Annotated in this window: 18 protein-coding genes; 14 read left to right on the plus strand and 4 right to left on the minus strand. The window is 47.1% G+C overall.

Going from position 1 to position 21,081, the window contains the following annotated elements; genetic code table 11:
- Positions 1–4: 4 nt before the first annotated feature.
- On the minus strand, positions 5–925 hold the full coding sequence (locus KAI37_RS03245; RefSeq protein WP_071639475.1) for an AraC family transcriptional regulator: 921 nt from the start codon (positions 923–925) through the stop codon (positions 5–7).
- Positions 926–1,054: 129 nt separating this feature from the next.
- Between KAI37_RS03245 and KAI37_RS03250 the strand changes: the two genes are divergently transcribed.
- The 7 genes from KAI37_RS03250 (at position 1,055) to KAI37_RS03280 (ending at position 9,523) form a co-directional block, all read left to right on the plus strand.
- Entirely contained in the window at positions 1,055–1,273 is a 219-nt protein-coding gene (locus KAI37_RS03250) for an MFS transporter (RefSeq protein WP_258383037.1), read from the plus strand.
- Positions 1,273–3,279 carry a beta-galactosidase gene (locus KAI37_RS03255; protein ID WP_220030710.1) on the plus strand — a complete coding sequence of 669 codons (2,007 nt, stop codon included), beginning with the start codon at positions 1,273–1,275 and terminating at the stop codon, positions 3,277–3,279. The genes KAI37_RS03250 and KAI37_RS03255 overlap by 1 nt, the downstream gene beginning before the upstream one ends.
- A gap of 133 nt (positions 3,280–3,412) precedes the next feature.
- Positions 3,413–5,212, plus strand: a complete 1,800-nt coding sequence (locus KAI37_RS03260) for a sensor histidine kinase (RefSeq protein WP_220030711.1) — start codon at positions 3,413–3,415, stop codon at positions 5,210–5,212.
- Positions 5,209–6,276: a response regulator transcription factor gene (locus KAI37_RS03265; protein WP_076293138.1), complete on the plus strand. Its 1,068-nt coding sequence runs from the start codon at positions 5,209–5,211 to the stop codon at positions 6,274–6,276. Before KAI37_RS03260 ends, KAI37_RS03265 begins: the two co-directional genes overlap by 4 nt.
- A 219-nt stretch (positions 6,277–6,495) precedes the next feature.
- Complete coding sequence (locus tag KAI37_RS03270) at positions 6,496–7,776, plus strand: ABC transporter substrate-binding protein (RefSeq protein WP_069010949.1); 1,281 nt, start codon at positions 6,496–6,498, stop codon at positions 7,774–7,776.
- Positions 7,777–7,814: 38 nt separating this feature from the next.
- The gene (locus tag KAI37_RS03275; RefSeq protein ID WP_023986930.1) at positions 7,815–8,699 is read left to right on the plus strand and encodes a carbohydrate ABC transporter permease; all 885 of its coding nucleotides are present in this window, start codon (positions 7,815–7,817) and stop codon (positions 8,697–8,699) included.
- On the plus strand, positions 8,696–9,523 hold the full coding sequence (locus KAI37_RS03280) for a carbohydrate ABC transporter permease (protein WP_013308681.1): 828 nt from the start codon (positions 8,696–8,698) through the stop codon (positions 9,521–9,523). Before KAI37_RS03275 ends, KAI37_RS03280 begins: the two co-directional genes overlap by 4 nt.
- A gap of 203 nt (positions 9,524–9,726) precedes the next feature.
- On the opposite strand, the gene KAI37_RS03285 is transcribed toward KAI37_RS03280, so the two are convergent.
- Positions 9,727–10,125 carry a hypothetical protein gene (locus KAI37_RS03285; protein WP_220030712.1) on the minus strand — a complete coding sequence of 133 codons (399 nt, stop codon included), beginning with the start codon at positions 10,123–10,125 and terminating at the stop codon, positions 9,727–9,729.
- A gap of 173 nt (positions 10,126–10,298) precedes the next feature.
- Here KAI37_RS03285 and KAI37_RS03290 point away from each other — a divergent pair, with 173 nt between their 5' ends.
- Complete coding sequence (locus tag KAI37_RS03290; RefSeq protein ID WP_071639480.1) at positions 10,299–11,345, plus strand: hypothetical protein; 1,047 nt, start codon at positions 10,299–10,301, stop codon at positions 11,343–11,345.
- A 278-nt stretch (positions 11,346–11,623) separates the two neighbouring features.
- Here the strand turns inward: KAI37_RS03290 and KAI37_RS03295 are convergent, their stop codons facing one another.
- Positions 11,624–14,923 carry a DUF5695 domain-containing protein gene (locus tag KAI37_RS03295; RefSeq protein ID WP_220030713.1) on the minus strand — a complete coding sequence of 1,100 codons (3,300 nt, stop codon included), beginning with the start codon at positions 14,921–14,923 and terminating at the stop codon, positions 11,624–11,626.
- A gap of 151 nt (positions 14,924–15,074) precedes the next feature.
- On the opposite strand from KAI37_RS03295, the gene KAI37_RS03300 reads away from it, so the two are divergent.
- Positions 15,075–15,713, plus strand: coding sequence for a pentapeptide repeat-containing protein (locus KAI37_RS03300; protein WP_220030714.1), 639 nt, complete (start codon positions 15,075–15,077; stop codon positions 15,711–15,713).
- Here KAI37_RS03300 and pdxR read toward each other — a convergent pair.
- On the minus strand, positions 15,699–17,237 hold the full coding sequence (gene pdxR, locus KAI37_RS03305; RefSeq protein WP_220030715.1) for a MocR-like pyridoxine biosynthesis transcription factor PdxR: 1,539 nt from the start codon (positions 17,235–17,237) through the stop codon (positions 15,699–15,701). The two genes, KAI37_RS03300 and pdxR, sit on opposite strands and share 15 nt — an antisense overlap.
- Before the next feature lie 115 nt (positions 17,238–17,352).
- Between pdxR and KAI37_RS03310 the strand changes: the two genes are divergently transcribed.
- From KAI37_RS03310 to KAI37_RS03330, 5 genes are all read left to right on the plus strand, one after another.
- A complete protein-coding gene (locus tag KAI37_RS03310; RefSeq protein ID WP_220030716.1) occupies positions 17,353–17,964 on the plus strand; it encodes a pyridoxamine 5'-phosphate oxidase family protein in 612 nt (203 codons plus the stop codon).
- 253 nt (positions 17,965–18,217) lie between these two features.
- Positions 18,218–18,802 (plus strand): TetR/AcrR family transcriptional regulator, encoded by a 585-nt coding sequence (locus KAI37_RS03315; protein WP_023986940.1) that lies wholly within the window; start codon positions 18,218–18,220, stop codon positions 18,800–18,802.
- Between the two features lie 112 nt (positions 18,803–18,914).
- Positions 18,915–19,016 carry a hypothetical protein gene (locus KAI37_RS03320; RefSeq protein WP_014599460.1) on the plus strand — a complete coding sequence of 34 codons (102 nt, stop codon included), beginning with the start codon at positions 18,915–18,917 and terminating at the stop codon, positions 19,014–19,016.
- Between the two features lie 351 nt (positions 19,017–19,367).
- The gene (locus KAI37_RS03325) at positions 19,368–19,823 is read left to right on the plus strand and encodes a MerR family transcriptional regulator (protein ID WP_039270608.1); all 456 of its coding nucleotides are present in this window, start codon (positions 19,368–19,370) and stop codon (positions 19,821–19,823) included.
- Between the two features lie 40 nt (positions 19,824–19,863).
- On the plus strand, positions 19,864–21,075 hold the full coding sequence (locus KAI37_RS03330) for an MFS transporter (RefSeq protein ID WP_220030717.1): 1,212 nt from the start codon (positions 19,864–19,866) through the stop codon (positions 21,073–21,075).
- The last annotated feature ends 6 nt before the right edge of the window (positions 21,076–21,081 follow it).

Consider the following 21,081-nt stretch of genomic DNA (forward strand, 5'->3'; position numbering starts at 1 on the left):
GTCCTTATAACTTAATCCTTTGTTCATCAGTAATCGGCTTTAACGTCTGGCGGTATTTAAGTGGGCTGGTGCCTGTCCAGCGTTTGAACTGTCTGCTGAAATGAGCCAAACTGGAGTATCCGAGCAGGGAAGCTACCTTGTTGAGTGGCAGATTGGGCTGCTGGATCAGCACCTTAGCCTCATGCAGCTTGGTCTCCGATAGATAGTGACGTGGAGAATAGCCGTATACCTTGCGAAATACTTCCTGGGCGTAGCCAGGACTGATCCCGAGGGAAGCCGCCACATCTTCAAGGCGGAACGCTTGCTCGTCAGATTCATCTTCCCGATAAGGCTTAAACCTTGATTGAATGGCTTCCATGATGGCCTTGGCATATTGAACGGATGAAGGCGCAATTCTGGGCTCCAAACCGGTAGATATCATTTGCGAGAATATCCCGAATAGCTCAAATAAGGCAATTTGCATACGAAAACGGTCTGCTGTCGTATATTCTCCGCTTTCCTGCACCATACCAATCCAGCTATGGACGACCTTTTGCAGCTTGGTATTCGTTTCAGTACCCGCTGGGAAAAAGAGCTGATTGCTCTTAATCATTTCCTGACGGAACAATGGATCATCGACATTAAAATGAGAGCTAAAATAGTACATGCCGTTTGGGGAAACACACTGACTCACATGCTTGAAACCCGGCGGAATAATTAAAATATCACCTTCCCCAACCGAATATACGTTATTTTCCATAATCGTTTCCTGACGACCTTCTAAAACGAGTGCAATTTCAAAACCGATATGAGATTCCTCAGGCATGCACCAATCCGCTTTGACCCGGTGAATATGGGCGCCAAAAAATTTCACATTCCAGTCAATAATGGGCAGCCATTGGCAGTCATGAAATAGAGCTGGATCAACATCAGGATTTAATATCATCAGATCACCTTCGATTAGGGCAAATTTTACACCGCTTAGACAATCTCATTGTATCGAACATTTAACTATAATAAAAGAGCGTTTACAAATGCTATAGTATAAGCTTTTACATAAAAGAAATCGCTTGCGTTGCTATTTTATACGGACTATGTCGGCATATCTGTTTCTATTATCGGTACTTTATTCGTACTAGCCCGTATATGGGATGCCCTTAGTGCTCCGTTCTTCGGTGTGATCATTGACCGAGCCAATCTAAAGGGCGGCTTGGTTCGTCTATATCTTGCGCTTCGGAGCGACTGGAATCGAATTTTGTTAAATCCTAACGAACCTAATTGGAGGACGACTTGATGAAAAAGCTACTGTACGGTGTTGCCTATTATGATGAGTATATGCCTTATGACCGTTTGGACCAGGATATCCAAATGATGAAGGATGCGGGCATCAACGTGGTGCGGATTGCTGAATCCACTTGGAGTACGCATGAACCACAAAACGGCGTGTTTGATTTTACCTCTGTGGATCGGGTGCTGGACGCCATGCATAAGGCGGGTATCGAAGTCATTGTGGGGACGCCCACCTATGCTGTACCCACATGGCTAGTGAAGGAGCATCCTGATGTATTGGCGACAACGCCTCAAGGTCCGGGCAAATATGGAGCTCGCCAGATTATGGACATTACGAACCCGGTGTACCTGTTCCATGCTGAGCGAATCATACGCAAGCTGATCGGACGGGTGAGTCAGCATCCGGCGGTCATTGGCTTTCAGACGGATAATGAGACCAAGCATTACCACACGAGCGGTCCAAATGTGCAATTGCAATTTGTGAAGTATTTGAGGGAGCGGTTCGAATCGCTGGAGGAGCTAAACCGCAAATTTGGTCTGGACTACTGGAGTAATCGCATCAATAGCTGGGAGGACTTTCCTTCGGTGGTCGGAACGATTAATGGAAGTTTGGGCGCAGCCTTTTCCCAATTCCAGCGCAAGCTGGTGACGGATTTCCTAGCATGGCAGGTCGCGCTGGTGAATGAATATAAGCGGGAAGACCAATTTGTTACGCAAAACTTTGATTTTGAATGGAGAGGTCATTCCTTTGGTGTTCAGCCAGACGTGGATCACTTTGCGGCATCGCAAGCCTTTGATGTGACTGGGGTGGATATTTACCATCCATCACAGGATGACCTGACTGGAATTGAAATTTCCTTCGGTGGCGATGTAGCGCGTTCGACGAAAAATAGCAACTATCTAGTGCTAGAAACGGAAGCGCAGGCTTTTACCCACTGGGTTCCCTATCCGGGGCAATTGCGTCTGCAAGCGTTCAGCCATCTGGCTTCTGGGGCCAATATGGTGGCATACTGGCACTGGCATTCCATCCATAATTCCTTCGAAACCTACTGGAAGGGTCTGCTCAGCCATGATTTTGAACCGAATCCTGTGTATGAGGAAGCACAGACCATAGGGAAGGATTTTGCAAGATTGTCTCCGCATTTGGTCAACCTGAAAAAGAAAAATAAAACGGCGATTCTGGTCAGCAACGAAGCATTGACGTCGATTGACTGGTTTAAATTTAATATGAGCAGCCCGTTGAATTACAATGACATCGTACGCCGTTTGTATGACGAGTTGTATAAACTGAATATTGGGACGGATATTGTTCATCCAGGAACAGAATCGTTTGACGACTATGATCTCTTGATCGTCCCGGTCCTCTATTCCGCCCCAGACGAACTACTGGAGAAGCTGAACCGATATGTGGAGAAAGGTGGTCATATAGTATACACATTCCGAAGCGGATTTACCGACGAGCATGTGCAGGTGAGAACGTCCCGGCAGCCGGGCGTGATTAGCGAAGCCTGCGGCGTTCATTACAGCTTGTTCGTGGAGCCGAAGAAGGTGACGCTCAAAAATAATCCTTTTGAGGTGCTACCAGAGGACAATCAGGTAGATACGTGGATGGAGCTGATTACCCCGACGACCGCCGAAGTGTTGGCCTATTACGATCACCCGCATTGGGGAAAATATGCCGCGATTACGCAAAACCGCTATGGTCAGGGAACAGCGACCTACATCGGCTGTATCGTCAGCCCAGCGGTCATCCGCGAACTATTCAGCTCTGTAGCCAAAAAGGCGGGAGTATGGGGAATGGATCAGGAAACGTCTTATCCGATCATTGTTAAATCCGGCACGAATGAGCTGGGACGGACAATCCGGTACTATTTTAACTATTCCGAACAAGCAGGCTCGGTGGTATATCCACATGGGGACGGCAAGGAGTTAATCGGGGGGCGTACAGTTACCCAAGGACAAACGCTTTCAATAGAGCCTTGGGGTGTTATAATTATCGAAGAAGCGTAAATGATGAATAATGAGCTGAAATCGATTTACGATTAATATCATATAGGTATTCTCCGGAAGTATCCGGTAAATGAAGCGCCCCTGCGAATTACGGGGCGTTTTCGCATATGGCTGAATAGAGGAGTGCATCGCTATGCCAACCCGAGCAGTCCGTTGGTTCCGGGCGCTGACGGCCCCGTATCGACGTAGCATTCAGCTTAAGCTGATCTTGACGATGATTGTTCTATCTGTGCTGCCGGTCATTGCTGTCACGGTGCTGGCTGCGGAAAAAAGTAGAGCTTCCATGGAAACTGAAGTGGTAGAGACGAACATGTCCAATATGAAATGGACGGGGATCTATATCAGCGACCAGCTAGATCGTCTGAATCATCTGATTTACAGCATTCAGATCAGCCCTGATCTGAGCGATTATTTGAATGAGCGCGAGCCTGACAATCTTTCGAGCCAATTTAATGCCCAGCGAAAAATGCTGAATACGATGGCGAATGTGTATTATTCGGCCGGAAGTCATGTGATCGGCATCCAGCTTTATTTGAAGCAATCGCAAACCCTGTTTACCTTCAATAGCATGCAAAATGAAATTACGACAGTGAGCGGTATTCCACCACAGTATACCGAGATGTGGCAAGCGAATAAGGATTATTCGATTCGTCCAAGCTCTGCTGACCCGGAACGCTTTACTTTGACGCGCAGTATTCGGCGTTTCGAAGACCAGAAGCAGACGGGGGCTATTTCATTGGATGTATTGTGGTCGCAATTCGATCAGACGCTGGGCCTGCTGGGACGAGGGGATCAGCATCAGGTGCTTATTACAGATGCGGATGGCAGGGTTATGTATCCAGCACAGGCTCGGCAGTCGCCTCCACCTGCAGGTGTGCTGACAGCCCTTCGTGACGTTAAGCCGGGCCCCGGGATGATTCAAACTGCTGAACATTATGTGTTCTATAATGATCTGGATGTAGTTGGGCTAAAGGTGGTCAAAATCGTACCCACTTCCTCCATTAACCACAGTGCCTTTTCAACCATGCTGTATGGTATTATCGTAGGCGTGATTTCAATCCTGGTTTCCATCTGCATTGCCGTTTTCATCGCATGGCGGACTGCACGTCCGATTGTTCATTTGGCGCGTTCCGTACAGGAGCTGGATATGATCAAAGGACCGATTGGACAGCCAAGTACACGCCCGGATGAGATTGGGCTGCTGGAAAGAAGTCTGCATGGGATGGCAGGCCGAATTCGCGAGCATATTCAGGCGGAATACAGTATAAATTTGCAAAAAAAGACGGCTGAATTGAAAGCGCTCCAAGCGCAGATTCATCCACATTTTCTGCAAAATACGCTGCAAATGATCGGAAGTATGGTATTTTCTCAAAAGCCGGAGGACACCTATGAAGTCATTCGGTCGCTGAGTGAGATGTTCCGTTACGTGGTACGGGAACCTCAGGATTTGGCCTCTTTACGCGCAGAGCTCGACCATGTGGGACATTATATGCGCATCCAGCAACGGCGATTTCCACAAAGATTGGTGTTCCAGGTGGAGACGGAAGAACAGGCGATGGATATTCGACTGCCTAAGCTATCGCTTCAGCCATTGTTGGAAAACGCGTTTCAGCACGGTCTTGATCGAAAGGCGGGGGCATGGCAAATGGGGATTCGGGTGGAGATTATGAAACAAGATGTGTGTATTACGGTTTGCGATAATGGAAACGGCATGGCCCCGGACAAGCTGGAAAAACTACGGGCAAAGCTGGAAAACGCGTCGGAGGAACCGATCTGGGCGCAGGGTAGTCATATCGGATTGAGCAATGTGTCTTCACGCATACGGATGAATTTTGGAATGCACTACGGAGTGACGATAGATAGTGAGCAGGGAGTCGGTACACGTGTCACCATTCGCATTCCATTCACCTCAGCAGAGGAGGGAAAAGTATGATCAGAGTATTAATTGTGGACGATGAGCCGTGGAATCGCGATATTCTGAAGACATTTGGCACTTGGGGAAAACTTGGAATGTTGGTAGTGGGTGAGGCTGAAGACGGAGACGAGGCGTTCAGGCTGGTCGGGGAGTTAGCTCCCCATATTGTGATTACTGATATGCACATGCCGGGTGCGGACGGAGTGGAGCTGCTGCAAGCGCTAAATAATCATTGTCCTGATGTGAAAATCATTGTCGTGAGCGGATATGATGACTTTGCGTATGCCAAACATGCCATCCGCTATAAGGCCGTTGATTATTTGCTAAAGCCAGTCAATCCTGCAGAGCTGAATGCAGTGCTACTCAAATGCAAAAACGATCTGGAGGTCAAGGTGGCTGAACAGCAGCAAGAAGCGACAGAGCTGGATTATGAGTTTTTTCACAAGCTGACCCGGTATAAGCAACTGCTGCGTCTTTATTTTAATGAGCTGAACTGTGACGGGGTGAACTTAACCTGCAGGCAGGTTATGCAGGAGTTGGAGAGTTATGGAGCACCAAGTCCACATATGCTAGGCAGGCTGGTGCAGGAACTTCTTTCCCTGCTGAAAGAGCTTGCAGCGGATAACGGGCTGGATAATTCTACGACAAAGGCAGGATTTCCACTGCCGCAGGATGCCGTGTCCTCTGTAGAACATGCGTTGGAATTCGTATCGTCGTGCTATGTTCAGGAACTGGATCAGCTCATTCGGCAGCGAAAATACAAAAACAAGCTGAATTTAGAAGAGGTACGGCGATATATCGACAGTCACTTTGCTGGGCCGATTACACTGGAGCAGTTGGCGAAAAACTTTTTTGTGAGCAAAGAGTATATGAGCAAGGTATTTAAGCAGGAGTATGGTCAAAATGTAACGGACTACATCGTAGAGCGAAGAATGGAAAAGGCGCGGGAATGGCTGGCCAATAAACAGATTTCAATTAAAGCAGTTGCGGAGATGGCAGGATATGAGGACGTGTCTTATTTCTATCGGGTATTTAAAAAGCATTTTGGCATGGCACCCGGTGAAATGAGGAAGGAAGTTTAAAAAAGTCCAATTCAATAAGCTAAGGGTGTCCAATGGCAGAAGTGACCTCCCACTCTATAATGAAAGCGTATACAAAATGAGCAGTACAAAGGAATTTGGCCTTTATGAAGTTCGCACAGAGCTGAATAGAGGTTGAAGACCGGCGGCATAGCTGCTTTGAATAACAGCTGATTTGCCGATGGGTAACAGTTATTTTCAAAATAGGGGAGGTCATTTTTCATGAAAATGTGGAAAGGTGTATTGAGCACGATGCTGGTTGGCACGTTATTGGCCGGGTGTGGAGCGAATTCTTCAGGCAGTGACAGCAGCGGTTCCGGTGGAGACGGCAAAACGGTGAATCTCAAAATGTTTATTGCTCAGCCCCGTTTGAAGGAGCACTACGATAAATACATTAATGCGTTCGTAGCGAAAGAGAAGAAAGATAAAAATATCGACGTTACGGTCCAACTGGAGATGCCGCCTGCTGACAACGCCGCACAAATTTTGAAGACAAGACTCGCATCCAACGATGCGCCGGACGTATTTGCTTTGCACGCGGTGAATGAAATTCCTCCGTTTTATAAAGCGGGCTATTTGGAGGATTTGTCCGGGCAGCCTTTTGTTAACAAATTGATGGATAGTGTGAAGCCTTCGGTGACAACCAAAGACGGAAAGGTCGTAGCGGTACCTTTGGAGACGATCTCATGGGGCTACTTGTACAATAAAAAGATATTTAAGGATTTGGATTTGCAGCCGCCGGGAACGTTGACCGAAATGAAGGCTGTGGTCGAGAAGCTGAAAGCGAATAATGTAAAACCGTTCCTGTTGTCCTACAAGGAATCCTGGATTCCACAGCTGTTCGTGCCTCTGACAGCAGGTGCGATGATGAACACACAGAATAAGGATTTTATCGACCGGATGAATCAGGATAAAGGCTCTTTTTCCGAAATGAAGAGCATGTTCGATATTATTGATCTGGTGAATAGCAACGGTACTGACAAGGCGCTGGAAATCGGCGGGGATGATGGATCGGCTGCGTTTGCCTCGGGTAAAGCGGCGATGTGGATTCAAGGGCCGTGGTTTGCGGAAACGATTTTAAAATCGGATCCGAAGATGGATTTTGGGGTAGCACCGCTGCCGATCAATGACGATCCCAATGCGACATTGATTAATTTGTCTACTTCGACTTCGCTGGCAGTATCCTCTACAAGCAAGAATAAGGAAGTTGCGCTCGATTTTGTTAACTATGTGCTGGATGACAAGGATTCTAGCGCATTCTATGAAGCATTGAAATTTAACCCGATCTCCAAAGTGCATACGTTTAAAAGCTATCCTTGGGTTAATGACGCTACCGAATACGTGAAAGCAGGCAAGTCGTACCAAGATCCATCTATCCCGCAAGCGGTCAAGGACGAGGCAGGCAAATCGCTACAATCCTATTATGCTGGTCAGCTCTCGCAGGATGACGTAATTAAGGCGCTGGATAAGGCATGGAAATCGTATAACAAAGTGAACAAGTAACGGTAACCTACAGAATTACACCGGGAGGGAGAGACTCCATGCCTTTTAAAATCTATAAAAAATACGTCATGTTACTGGCGTTTACAGCCCCGGCGCTGATCTTTTATGCTATCTTCCTGCTCATTCCAACGATCAGCGGCATGTACTACAGCTTTACAGACTGGAACGGATTGAATCCCAATTACAGCTTTATCGGCTTGGGGAACTTTGTGGAATCGTTGAAGGAAGACCCCGATTTTCTCAATTCCCTTTGGTTTACCCTTAAATACGTATTGGTCATGATTGTGCTGCAAAATGTACTGGCCCTGGCACTGGCAGTGTTGATTGAGTCGCGTACACGTACCAAAGGATTTTTCCGGACGATATTTTTCATGCCCAATATGATCAGTACCATTATTAGCGCATTTATGTGGACCTTCGTTTTTTCTTCCGTGCTGCCACAGATCGCCGAAAAGACGGCTATCGCTTTTTTGGGCCAATCGTGGCTGGGCGATCCGAAAGTATCTTTCTTCTCAATTATTATCGTGTCGCTCTGGAATGGTGTCGGTTATATGATGATCATCTATCTGGCTGCGCTTCAAGGTGTACCACAAAGCTTGAAGGAGGCTGCTATTATTGACGGGGCGAATGCATTTCAGACATTGCGAAGCGTAACGATGCCAATGATTACCCATGCGATTACGATCTGTTTCTTCCTGACGCTGAATGGTGCCTTCAAGGTGTATGAGGTCGTATACGGACTGACTGGCGGGGGGCCGGGGCGCAGTACACAGGTGATTACGATGAACATTTATGAGGAGGCGTTCTCCAACAACTTCCGTTATGGTTATGCGAGCGCCAAATCCGTTATTTTGTTCGCAATCGTTCTCATTTTCACCCTGATTCAGCTGCGTGTCATGAAGAAGAGGGAGGTGGAGGCATGAGGCTGAAAAAAGCCAATTCCTTGCTGATTACGCTGATTCTGTGCGTGGGCGCTGTCGTGTCCTTCTTCCCAATCTACATGGCGGTAATTAACTCGTTTAAAACACAGGGTGAGATGTTTGCATCCTTTACGGCGCTGCCCACGAAGCTTCACTTTGAAAATTACAGTCAGGCTTTTCATCAGACTCATTTGCTGAACAGCGCCCTTAATTCCACGATTATTTCTTTTATCGGCATTGGTGGCATTGTGATCTGTTCGGCACTGGCAGGCTACAAGCTGTCTCGTACACAGGGGAAACTGAGCAGTGCGATTTTCTTCCTGTTTGTCGCATCGATGCTGGTACCGTTTCACTCTATTATGATACCTCTTACGCGGATGGCAAAAGATTTGTCCGTTCAAGGCAGTACGTACGGCTTGGCCCTGATCTATATCGGCTTGGGTGTGAATATGGCGATCTTTTTGTATCATGGATTCGTCAAATCCATCCCGCGTGAGCTGGAAGAATCCGCACAAATGGACGGCTGTAATGAGTTTCAAACATTCTTTCGCATTATATTTCCATTGCTGCTGCCAATCACAGTTACCATCGCGATTTTGGATTTTCTGTGGATTTGGAATGACTTCTTGCTTCCATTGTTGATGCTGACGGATGTGAACCATTACACCCTGATTCTCTCGACCAATATGCTGTTTGGAGAGTACAACAAGGATTGGTCGCTTATTCTGGCCGCACTCGTGCTGACCTCCATCCCGGTTATCCTGATCTATGCCTTCTTTCAGAAATTCATCATGGAGGGCATTGCGGAAGGAGCGGTTAAGGGATAACTGGAGACGACGGGCAGTCAGATGGTACTTCCCATCGCCTTCATATCATAAATATCAAAGCCTTCCTATAAACAAGGAAGGCTTTTGTTTTGGAACGACTGCACATTCAATGTTACTTCGAGAAAATGCTGATAATGAGCATTTTGCATAAATCCCAAGAGCGTTTTCAAATCAGTAATATATGTACTTACGAGCGTTGGAAATCAATCATGCAAAATACTGATAATAAAAAATAAAAGCGAAATGATGATCAAAAATAGATATATACTGGAAATCCGTTTTCCGATTGTAGCTCCAAACTCTTTAGGATTTTTATATCCAATGATTAAACTGGGAATAAAAAAAATACTGGATAGAAAAATGGTGTAGTGAAACCTAGTATTATCAACACTGTTAGACCAGGCGGGCAATCCTAAAAAGGAAAGCAACTGGTCTCCTAATATGTAATTGCCGAATTCGAAAGAAACAACCATGCCAAGAAGAGATAAAAGCAGTGAAAGTGATCCCCAACCTATTTTTTTTCTGTTTTTTCTCAACACTTCAAAGATAATTAGTAAAATTGCAATTGCTTGTATGCTGTATGTCAACATGATTGAAAACATAAAGTACCTCCTTAAACATCAGAATCAAATGATAAGATATCAATTTCGGAAATGAGTATACCATTTTTTGGAATGTTTTCATATGCCTTTCAATACAGCGATCGTATGTTCAAATGGAACGCGAAGCGGCCTTAGCCATACAATATTTCATCTGAATGTAAAAGGAGATGATTATGTTGGCTACCTTCTCGGCCGCGCTTCAAGTGAAAAAGCGGATGGCCAAGCGAGTCTTAAAAATGTCCGGTGTCCACGGCATTGGCGTAGGGTACAGGGACCCTGCCCATCCCAAAAAGGGAGCCGCTGTCATTGTGTATACGGACCGTCTAGCGTCGGCCTCTACTGGACTCCTGTCGGCCACCGCATTAGGAAAGAAAACGAACGTTCCAGTCCGAATTGTAAAGACTGGAAAGATCAGAGCCAATGCCACGGACTACAAAGTGCGCATACGCCCGGTCATCGCCGGCTACAGTGTCGGGACGATTGAAGGCTCCGGTTCAACCGGACTCATCGTTGCCCCAACTGGAGCGCCGGCGACACGTTATCTTTTTAGCAATAACCATGTCCTTAATCCCTCCAATACAGACAATCGAGAGGCAACAATTCAGCCAGGCGGAGCCGATGGGGGGACGGTTGCCCAGGATCGTATAGGACGGCTTTATCGTTATGTACGCTTGAATCCCACCGGAACGAACCTGATTGATGCGGCGCTTTCGCTTCCGACCCGTAACAACCTGCTCAATCCGCGTTATGCTACAGTAGGAGCGATTCCGGGTCATGTGACCGCTTATCGCATAGGGGAAAGATTGAAGAAGGTAGGGCGTACGACCGGGCGGGTCAATGGCACGGTAGAGTCCGTCTATACGGACCTGCAAATCAATTATGGTGGAGAGTTGGGCTTACTGACCTTCGAAGATCAGACGGTTATTAGAGGTACGACTCCCGTATCACTACCTGGGGATTCCGGCTCTGTATGGCTCAGACAGTCAGATAATTATGCAGCTGCGGTTAACTATGCAGGCACTGCAGATGGTCGCTTATCCATAGCCTTTCCGGTGCAGTGGGCCATGCAGGTATTCAACACACGGGTAGCCCGCCCCAACGGGGCAGGCAGGGTGCTCAGGGTAGATACAGGATCTTCCCCTCGCTCTTATACTAGGCAGCTCACCAGTGAGGAACTGGTTCGCTTAAGACCAAGGACGACACGCATTAGACGGAGCTAAGCATTCTCCAGATGGAAAAGTTGTCGCTGATCGTCCCGGTAAAGCGGTCGCTTTAAATGCTTTCCATAGGACGGCTCGCTTCGAAAGCATCATTTCCCCGGATTTCTCCCCTGATTACAGACTTAACTTAAGAAATCCGGGGGGTGGAGCTAATATAGCAAGAATCATTCACGATACCAATCATTTATGACGAAAATGGTTCACGAGACAAATGATTCACAGTACAAATCATTCACAATCTAAAATGTTAACGGCATGAACGAATGCGTAAATGTATTCTAATCTGCTCCTTCGGCATATGAACGGGCTTCCACATCATGGGCTGTAATGGTGCTGCTTGCCGAGGCCAAGCCCCGGATTTCCTGAGCGGTCAGGGCTCTGTTGTAAATGATCAGTTCATCCACTGCACCGTTTAGGTAGGGATCATCAAACTGGGATTTCCCAATATAGTTCCAGTCTGTCAGTCCAAGGCTGGAAGGCTTCAGCGTCAAGTTGGTGTTACGTGTCGCCTCTACACCGTCCACATACATCATTCCAGTATTGCCTGACAAAGTCACGGCGACATGCTTCCAAACCCCTGTTGCCAGCTCTGGCGCATTCAACTGTTGTTCCTTTCCATTCCCCGAGACGGTGATAGCAAAGCGCATACCGGTTCCCTCGGCCTTGGGCGTCAAAAACATATACCGATCCGTGCCCGCTCCAAAATCAAACAGGCGTGCCCAGCCGTTATGCGTGTTCACCCGTACCCACGCGGCAATCGTAAAGTCATTTATGCTGCTAACGATACCACCGGGCAGGCTAGCATAGGCGTCTGTACCGTTAAAGTGCAGGGCATTGCCTTTTCGTCCGGCGCCCCACGCGCCTCCACTTACACTGGCCTGCTGTCCATAACCTGACGAATCGGCTGCGGTAGATCCGGCCGTTTCGTCAAATTCATAACGGGCTACAATATCTCCGGCGGGAGACGGGTTGTCTGTACTCGACTGGATACGGATATCATAGTTGGCTGCTGCACCGATATTCAGTCTGACCGTGGTCGCAGAGCTGTTAGCAGCCGTGACTGAGCCGGTTTTGGTGCCGTCTACGAGCACGTCATACGTACCTGCCGCGAGTCCGGTCAAGCTCATAACGGTGGTATGAGTCGTGCCTGGGGTCATATTTTTCAGTGTCAGACGGATGTTGTTCTTGGACTTGGACACGATGGCCGAGCTATATTGATCCCGATTCAGCTCCAAACTCAGCTTTTGGGTGATCAGATGCAGACGTTGGAATACACCGTCTTTTGGAGTAATCGCGTAGCTGTTGCTGCTTTCTGTAACGTCACAGCCATAGCCGAACAAGCCGAATATTGGATCTACAGCAACATCCGAACTTAGGATTTTAATGGCTCCAAACAGTCCCAGATCGGCTTCCCCGGACATGCCGCGCCATCCGTTAAAGAGAGGGCCACCGTCCAGACCAAGTGCGCCATAATTGCCCTTGCCCGCCTGATATGTCCACGATACCGCCCCGATGTTGGAAGGATCAGAGCTGATCTGTCCCGAGTTAATCGCTCCGACGTTCGCCAACTTGGCGGCATAGGATAGACGCTGATCCACTTCGGGCTTGGACGAATGCCGACGTGTCCAGTCATCCATCGCATAGCCGGCAAGTGAGGTGGTGTACTGGAAGTTCCACCAATTCTCTCCGGTGATGGTGACCGGATCGGCGTAATAGTACCAGACAGGCATATGACCGCGTGCAGCACGCGTTTTGGCGTTGATTTTGCTCATCATCGTCGTATTGTTGTTCATTTTGGCGAGTGTATATACGGCTTCTTCGCCTGTATTGTCATAGTTATACTCAGAGCCATAAGGATAGGTGGTGTTTTTGAAATTGTTGTACTTGGTAGCCATTTTGGCAATCAGGTCGTTAGCCTCGGTGGTCAAGCCTTCTTCCTGAAGCGCTTTAATAATATCAGGTGTAGTTAGCTCACCCATGAGTCCCGTGTTCCAGTTATAAGCAACAGGGCCTTCATACAACGCTTTAAAAATACGATAAGCACGTAGCAAATATGTGTTTTTGCTATTGCGATAGCTGATCAGGTTGGGATACAGCTTGGCAAGTTTATACATGCTAAAAAACGTATTATAAATGTGCGGATAGGCATAGCCCCGGTACGTCGGTGTCGTGTTAGGCTGCGGCATCAGGAAATCAGGAACCAGATAATCGGTATGATGGCCTTCCATCAAATTCGTCCAGATGGCCACTTCCAAATAATCATCGACTGCCTTGATCTCAGATGCCACGGGCTTCTGAACGTTTTTCTCCGCCAGAAACTGGCCGTGAGTTAGTCCCCAATCATCACCCCAGCCCCAGTAACCAGCAAAGCTGTTGCGTCTAGCCTTGTACTGCATCATCCAGTCATCAAAGACCTTGTCTCTCAGGTCGCCCGGCACGTTCCATTGGGTGCTGTTGACCATGAAGGTAGAGTGACGCTGAAGTGCAGCTTCGACTGGCTCGATGGCATAGAACTGGAGAACGGTTTTTTCGCCGTTACCATAGTTTACAGTAATATTGTTATGTCCCAGTCGTCCCAGTGTAAGTTCATATATTTTATGGTTTGTAGGGGCTGTTTCCAGATAGCTGATGGTCGTTTCAGACGGATATTGCGCTGTGACAGAGGTAATGGATTTGCTGGTATGCAGATCGAATTTGGCCTTGAGATTCGTCGGGAAAATCATACCCGGAACCACGGTCACATCCACATGTCCCTCACTGTACAGCCTGTCCTTTACGGCCTGCTCGTCCGCTACCTTGTAAAATTTAAAGGCATACGTTTTGCTTTCACCAGGAGCCAGCGACAGACTGGTGCTTCCAAGATAGCCACGGTTGGTGCTCTTGATGACATTGGAATGGATATAGAACACATTCAGCCCTTCGGACCAGCCACCTTGCTCCATAGCCCATGTGCTGCCGGGATGCTCCTCAGTTCTCCAATGGTCCTGATATTCGAGACCAGCACCCGTTGAGGCATCAGGGATCAGCAGTACATACGGTCCGATGCCGCTAGGTCGTCCGGCGGTAATAAAGGAGCTATTATGGCCTACAAAGGAGTGTGAGAGTACTCTGGTTTCATAAATTTGTTCATTATTGCCACCGGACCAGTACTCGTTAAACGGAAGCGGCAGTCCCCAATCTCCGATCTCCAGTGTTTGATTAGATGTGTTCGTTACTTTCATTTGCCAATGCAAATAATCGTTAACCAACGAATAAGTTTCATGTAAAATGAAATTACGTATTCCCTGATTGTTTGATGAATTCTGATAGGCTACCTGGACACTGTTTCCAGAAGAGGTGATCTGGCGCGCATCAGCAGAATTACTTGTCCATGCCCGAGTCCACGCTCCGTTGCCGAGACGATAGGTGAACATCAGTTCACCTAGCCACTGATGATCCGCCGTATTCTGTTTAGGTGCGTTGGAACTGTTCATAACATAGTTGGTATTAAAAGTGTCCCCTACCAGTCGCAAGGAAGAGAGATCCCCGTAATCTCCGACAGAGATGGAGAACACTTGATTAGATAGCTGTACTGCCATGCTATCAACCTCCTAACAAAGGTTCGTGAGAGTGCTCACAACGTTAATATATGTGTGAGAAATGCTTTTGCTACCCTATGCATGAGAATTGATAGAAAATAGATTCATATAGATGTCCTAGAGGGCTCTCAATCGTGGAGGTAGAGGTATTATGAAAATTAAAATGGAGTCACCGAAGATTCCTGCGGATTTACCCGTATTAAATGAAGAAATGCGCTCCATACGATCCAAAGACGAACTTAGTATAGGGTCTGTAGAGGATATGATTTTGGATAATATGGAAGCGGTTAAGGTTTCATTAGAAAAGATGACTTTTAAAAATGTAACGATCATGGAATCGTCATTACCGGAAAGTGAATGGACAGACGTCATTTTTGATAAATGCGATCTGTCTAATGTTAATTTTTCCGGTTCCTTTATCCATCGAGTAGAGTTCAGAAACTGCAAATTGCTTGGAACAGACTTTTCCAGAAGCAGGCTCCAAAACGTTCGTTTTTCAGATTGCTTAGGGGATTATTCGATGTTCCGTTTTGCTAATTTAAAGCAAGTTGGTTTTGAGGATTGTTCTTTAATAAGTGCCGATCTGTATCATTTAACACTACAAAAAACCTTTTTTAACCGCTGCAATCTGGATCAAGCGATGCTATCCGGGTCCAAGCTCAAAGGGATTGATCTGAGCGATTGCGAATTTGATGGGTTGCAGGTGGATATAGAAGATTTGAATGGCTGCATCATCTCACCGCATCAGGCTTCATCATTTGTAGGGCTGTTGGGGCTAGTGATTAAATAAGGGAACTCCGCACTGATTTTTAATATGGTCCCAAGCCTGGCGCAGACGGTTAAACCCTTCAATAATTTGTTGCTCCGTTAAATGGGCAAAGATAAAGCAGGCTGATGGAGGTCCCGGTGTCAGTTGGTAATCGGCGGCATCACGCCATGTGACTCCGTAAAATCGTGCTGTCTGCATCAAATGATGATACTGGGCAGACTCATGCTTCCAGATGGCATAAGCATGTAGTCCACAATCGTTCTGATGCCAGTGAAACAGTTCACTTAACTGCTGTATTTCACGCTGGAATACGTCGTAGCGTGATCTGTATATTCGAGTCATCCGACGCACATGACGAACGTAGTCCCCGCGCATCATAAAACGTGCCAGTGCGCGCTGTTCCAAGCGAGCAGGCGGCAGGGGATCGTATAGTCGTTTGGCAGCTGTCAGCGCTTGGGCTAATTCAACGGGCAGGATTGCAAACCCGAGTCGAAGGCTGCTGAACATGCTTTTGGAAAAGGAGCCGACATAGATGACACATTCTGTGCGATCCAGTGCTTTTAATGGTTCAATGGGTCGTCCTGCCCAGCGGAATTCACTGTCATAATCGTCCTCAATGATCCACGCTCCCTTGGATGCAGCCCATTGCAAAATATGTTGACGGCGTGTTAATGGCAACACTGCACCGGTTGGAAACTGTCGTCCAGGTGTAACAAATAGGAGTTTGGAATCCCAATCCTGTGGGACAATTCCATGTTGATCCATTTCAGCAGCATGTATCTGTCCGCCTGAGGCAGTAACTGCACGGTAGATACCGGAATAACAGGGATTCTCCAATACAATTCGATCTTGTTCATGAATAAGCAACTGACTTAATAACGTGATCACTTCCATGGAACCACTGCATAATACGACTTGATCCGGCGTGGCCGTAATTCCGCGTGTTCTGCCAACATGATGGCAAATCGCTTCACGCAGCCATTCATCACCGCTCACTGGTGCAGTCGTCGCGTCAGCCGAGGGCTTTTGCAGATCTTTTCCAGCGGCAGTCATTGCGCTTTTCCATGCGATCTGTGAATTGCCCTCCAATACAACTTCTCCTGCCTGAAAAGAAATCAAAGGCTGTTGCGCACTGTCTCTATTTGTAGCAGAAGCAGGAGACGGCTGTAAGTTTCGTTCCCTTTCGATCTGCATGATTCGTTGTCCCCAAGCTGATAGAGCAGGGGCTTTTTGTTTTACAACAGGTGAATTCTGGTTCTGCTGGTTGATTAAAGATTTGTCGGGCAGCACCGCGGTCTGTTCCATAACAAAGGTTCCTCTGCCTACTGCCGAATCTATATATCCTTCTGCCAACAGCATATCATATGCCTCTTTAACGCTCCCTCGCGAAATTCCATACATCACAGCCAGATCACGAGTGGAAGGCAGACGCGTACCACTGGCAAGGGAGCCATTAAGGATTCCCTCACGAAGAGCATGATACAATGCCAAATATTTTAAATGATACTTTTGAAGCGCACGCTGATAAGCAATCGTAATATCCATACTCTTCTCCTTCGATTGGGCCACTCATTTTCGTTCATATTGGATCTTTTTATGAATCCATTTTCAACATAATCTGAAATGTATCATTGGTCAATAGATGGAAGGAGAGTTCCCTGTGAGAAGAAAAGAATTTACGGTGGCAGAACTAGAGGAAATAGAGCAGTTTCTAAGCGAGGTCAGTTTCGGATTTTTAGGCATGAACAGCGAGGATGGTTTTCCGCGTGTGGTTCCCTTGAATTTTGCTTATGGAAATGGCGTTTTTTATATTCATGGCAGCCGTGCTGGAGAAAAGATGGAACGGATGAAAGAGGATAATCGAGTTACTTTTTCAGCTGCCAAAGAATATGCGCTCATTCCATCTTATTTTACGGATGAGCATATGGCATGTCCGGCGACTTCATTTTTTAAAAGTATTACCGTGCGTGGTCATGCGGAGCATGTAGTGGATTTGGAAGAAAAAGCATCGGCCTTTTCCATTTTTATGAGCAAGCTGCAACCGGAAGGCGGGTATGACACGATTGATGCCAGCGATTCTCGGTATGCTTCACGTTTAAAAGGGGTCGCTCTGATCAAAATTGTACCGGAGGAATGGACTGCCAAGTTTAAATTCGGCCAAAATGTTAAAGATCAGGAACGTCAGCAAATTATCGACGGCTTGCAACAACGGGGGCTGGATGATGATCTGGCAACGATTGAGATGATGCGCAAATATTGTCCTCATCACTGATATATATCGAAAGTCAGGATTTGCAAAATCCTCAAGTATAAATATTTGAATTCCATGTAATAATTCCTGCTCGCTCACCGTCAGATTGGTTAATTATACCTTGTAGGGAGATGCCCTTGATTTTCCAAAACGTTCAGTCCTTCTGTATTAGGACTTTTGAAGGACAGGTATATATCATCCTCAAGCCCGTTGTTCTTACTGCAAAGGAACTTTATAATACGATAGATTTGTGGCGTAAGGGGGCAAGACCGTGATGAGAGCAGGAGTCAGAAGTCGGGAGAGTCGACGGTTGTTACTGGAAGCGGGGGCTGAAGAGTTTGCTCAGACGGGGTTTTATCAGACAAAGGTAAGTTCGATCGCGGCACGTGCAGGATTGACGCAGCCGGATTTTTATATTCATTTTGAAAGCAAGGAACAGTTGTACGAGGAGCTTGTGGAGAGCTTCGGTACTTTGGTGAATGATACGGTACAAAGCATGAAGATAGGCCCAGACCTAAGCGAGGCTGAAATTTTGAGACGGGGACAGGTGTTTCTGGAAGCTATTTTTCGTGTGTTGTCTAATAATCCGGCGATCACTCGTGTCGGTTTTTACCAGGCTACAGATTCGGTGCGTATTAAGGCGGAAATGGCTGAGCATATCAAAAAGCATCTGCTGGCGGCGCAACGATGGGGCTCCTGCCGTGAGGAACTGGACCCTGAACTGACAGCAGAATGCGTGATCGGCTTGATTGAACGGCTGACGTTAACTAAATTGCTGCCTGGACGTGAAAGTCCGTCTGTGCTTGCCAAGCAGGCACGAAACCTCCTGTATCACGGCATGCTCGGGTCCGAAGAATAACAGGACAGTACAACCCCAACCTAGATTTGGGCGGCAGGCGCGGCATTTGTCCCTATCATGGATGACGACATAAGCATAAGATGCTTTGTAAACCATGAAGGGAGGAATCACCATGTCTGGAGTAGGCGCTGGTTATGGAGCTTTTACATCTACAGGAGCGATTCTGGTACTTTTCATTCTGCTCGTTATTATTTCCAAAGCATTCGTCATCTAATTCGTAGCTCGTGAATCTGATTTCGGGCGATTTGTTGTAATCGACAGAGGGAGGAGGAACATAAGATGGGTGAAGTAGAAAGAGGTTGCGGTGGTGGCGGCTACAATATGTTTACTTCCACTGGTGTTATTCTGGTACTCTTCATTTTGCTGGTTATCATCACACGTACCATTTTCATCTAAACCGATATTCATGGGCTCGAGCACCGATGCTTCGGTCTATGACCATGCAAGCCAAACTAGGAACCGTCTCCAACAGGGGCGGTTTCTTTTTTTATATAAAAGTTTACGTTGACGTTAACGTTATAGAGGCGTAGTATTTATATATAATCTTTTTCATAAGGTGGGTGTCATGGTTACGTATAAAATTGATGAGGTCGCCAAGCAAAGTGGTCTGACGAAGCGAACCATTCGTTATTATGAGGAAATCGGCTTATTGCCCTCTCCGCAGCGCAGTGAAGGAAATATGCGCCTGTATACGCAGGAGGATGTGGATTTACTAAAAAAAATAGTGAGTGCCAAGGAAGTACTTGGATTCTCCTTGCAAGAGCTTCAGCGTTACATGTCCGCAGCGGAAATGCTCAAGGGTCAGCGGGAGGAATATCGCGAGCGAACGGAGCATTTGCAACCGAACGAGCGACGGGCCATGTTGGAGGATATGGAAGGTACACTGAACGAACAGTTGGAATTAATGGAGGGAAAAATCAATAGCATCCGTATGCTCCAGACTGAGCTGGAGGAGTTGCGGGTTAGGGTGCGTGAACGCAAGATTCTTCTGGATGAGGAACTTGATCACGACCCGTCATAACAAGAACATTTACATTCAGATGTGGAGGTAACATCATAATATGAGTTCACAACACGCATTACCTGAAGAGTTAAAAGAACGCTCAGGCTTGCTGTCTCAACCTAAAGCGGTATGGGCGGTCGCCTTTGCTTGTGTTATTTCATTTATGGGTCTGGGATTGGTCGATCCGATTCTTCCGGCCATTGCCGATCAGCTTCATGCTACGAAAAGCCAAGTGTCATTGCTGTTCACCAGCTATAATTTGGTAACAGGTGTTGCGATGCTGATTACAGGCGTTGTATCTAGTCGATTGGGTGTCAAATGGACACTACTAACCGGGATTTTGTTTATTATTGTGTTTGCCGGACTGGGCGGCACCGCCAGTTCAGTTGGCGGAATTGTGGGCTACCGGGCAGGCTGGGGTTTGGGGAACGCTTTGTTTATCGCAACAGCGTTGTCTGCGATTGTAGGTCTGTCCACTTCTGGAACAGCTAAAGCAATTATTTTGTATGAAGCGGCATTGGGCCTCGGGATTTCAGTAGGTCCGTTGCTGGGCGGTGAGTTAGGTTCCATTTCCTGGCGCGGCCCGTTTTTCGGTGTAGCCGGACTGATGGTAGTGGGATTTTTGTTCATTACGTTTATGCTGCCTTCGATTCCAAAGCCCAAAAAACGCGGTTCCATTGCCGATCCGTTCAAAGCGCTCAGTTATCCGGCTTTGCTCACGCTCGGTATTGTAGCGTTGTTATATAACTTTGGATTTTTTACGTTGATGGCGTATTCTCCATATGTAATGAATCTGGACGAGCATGGTTTAGGTTATGTGTTTTTTGGCTGGGGAATTATGCTGGCCTTTACCTCGGTGTTTGTAGCACCGAAGATTCAAGCACGCTTGAGCGTGGTATCTTCCATTAGTATCATGCTGACGCTGTTTGCCATTGATTTAGGTGTTATGGCGATCGGGACGGTAGTTGGCTCGCCAACGACTGTCATTGTCGCCGTCATTGTAGCTGGTATTTTTCTGGGGATTAACAATACATTGATTACAACTGCTGTTATGCAGGCTGCTCCAGTGGAGCGCTCGACAGCATCTGCGGCCTACAGCTTCATGCGGTTTTTGGGCGGGGCAATTTCGCCGTGGCTTGCAGGGAAGCTGTCAGAGTGGTACTCAGCAGAAACCCCGTTTTATTTTGGAGCATTGATGGTACTGATTGGTGTAGCTGTGCTGATCGTACGTCGTCGACATATGCAGGATATTCAGGTGGATGCACACTAAGATCGA

It is taken from the genome of Paenibacillus sp. S25, from assembly GCF_019454085.1.
Taxonomy (GTDB): Bacteria; Bacillota; Bacilli; order Paenibacillales; family Paenibacillaceae; genus Paenibacillus; species Paenibacillus polymyxa_B.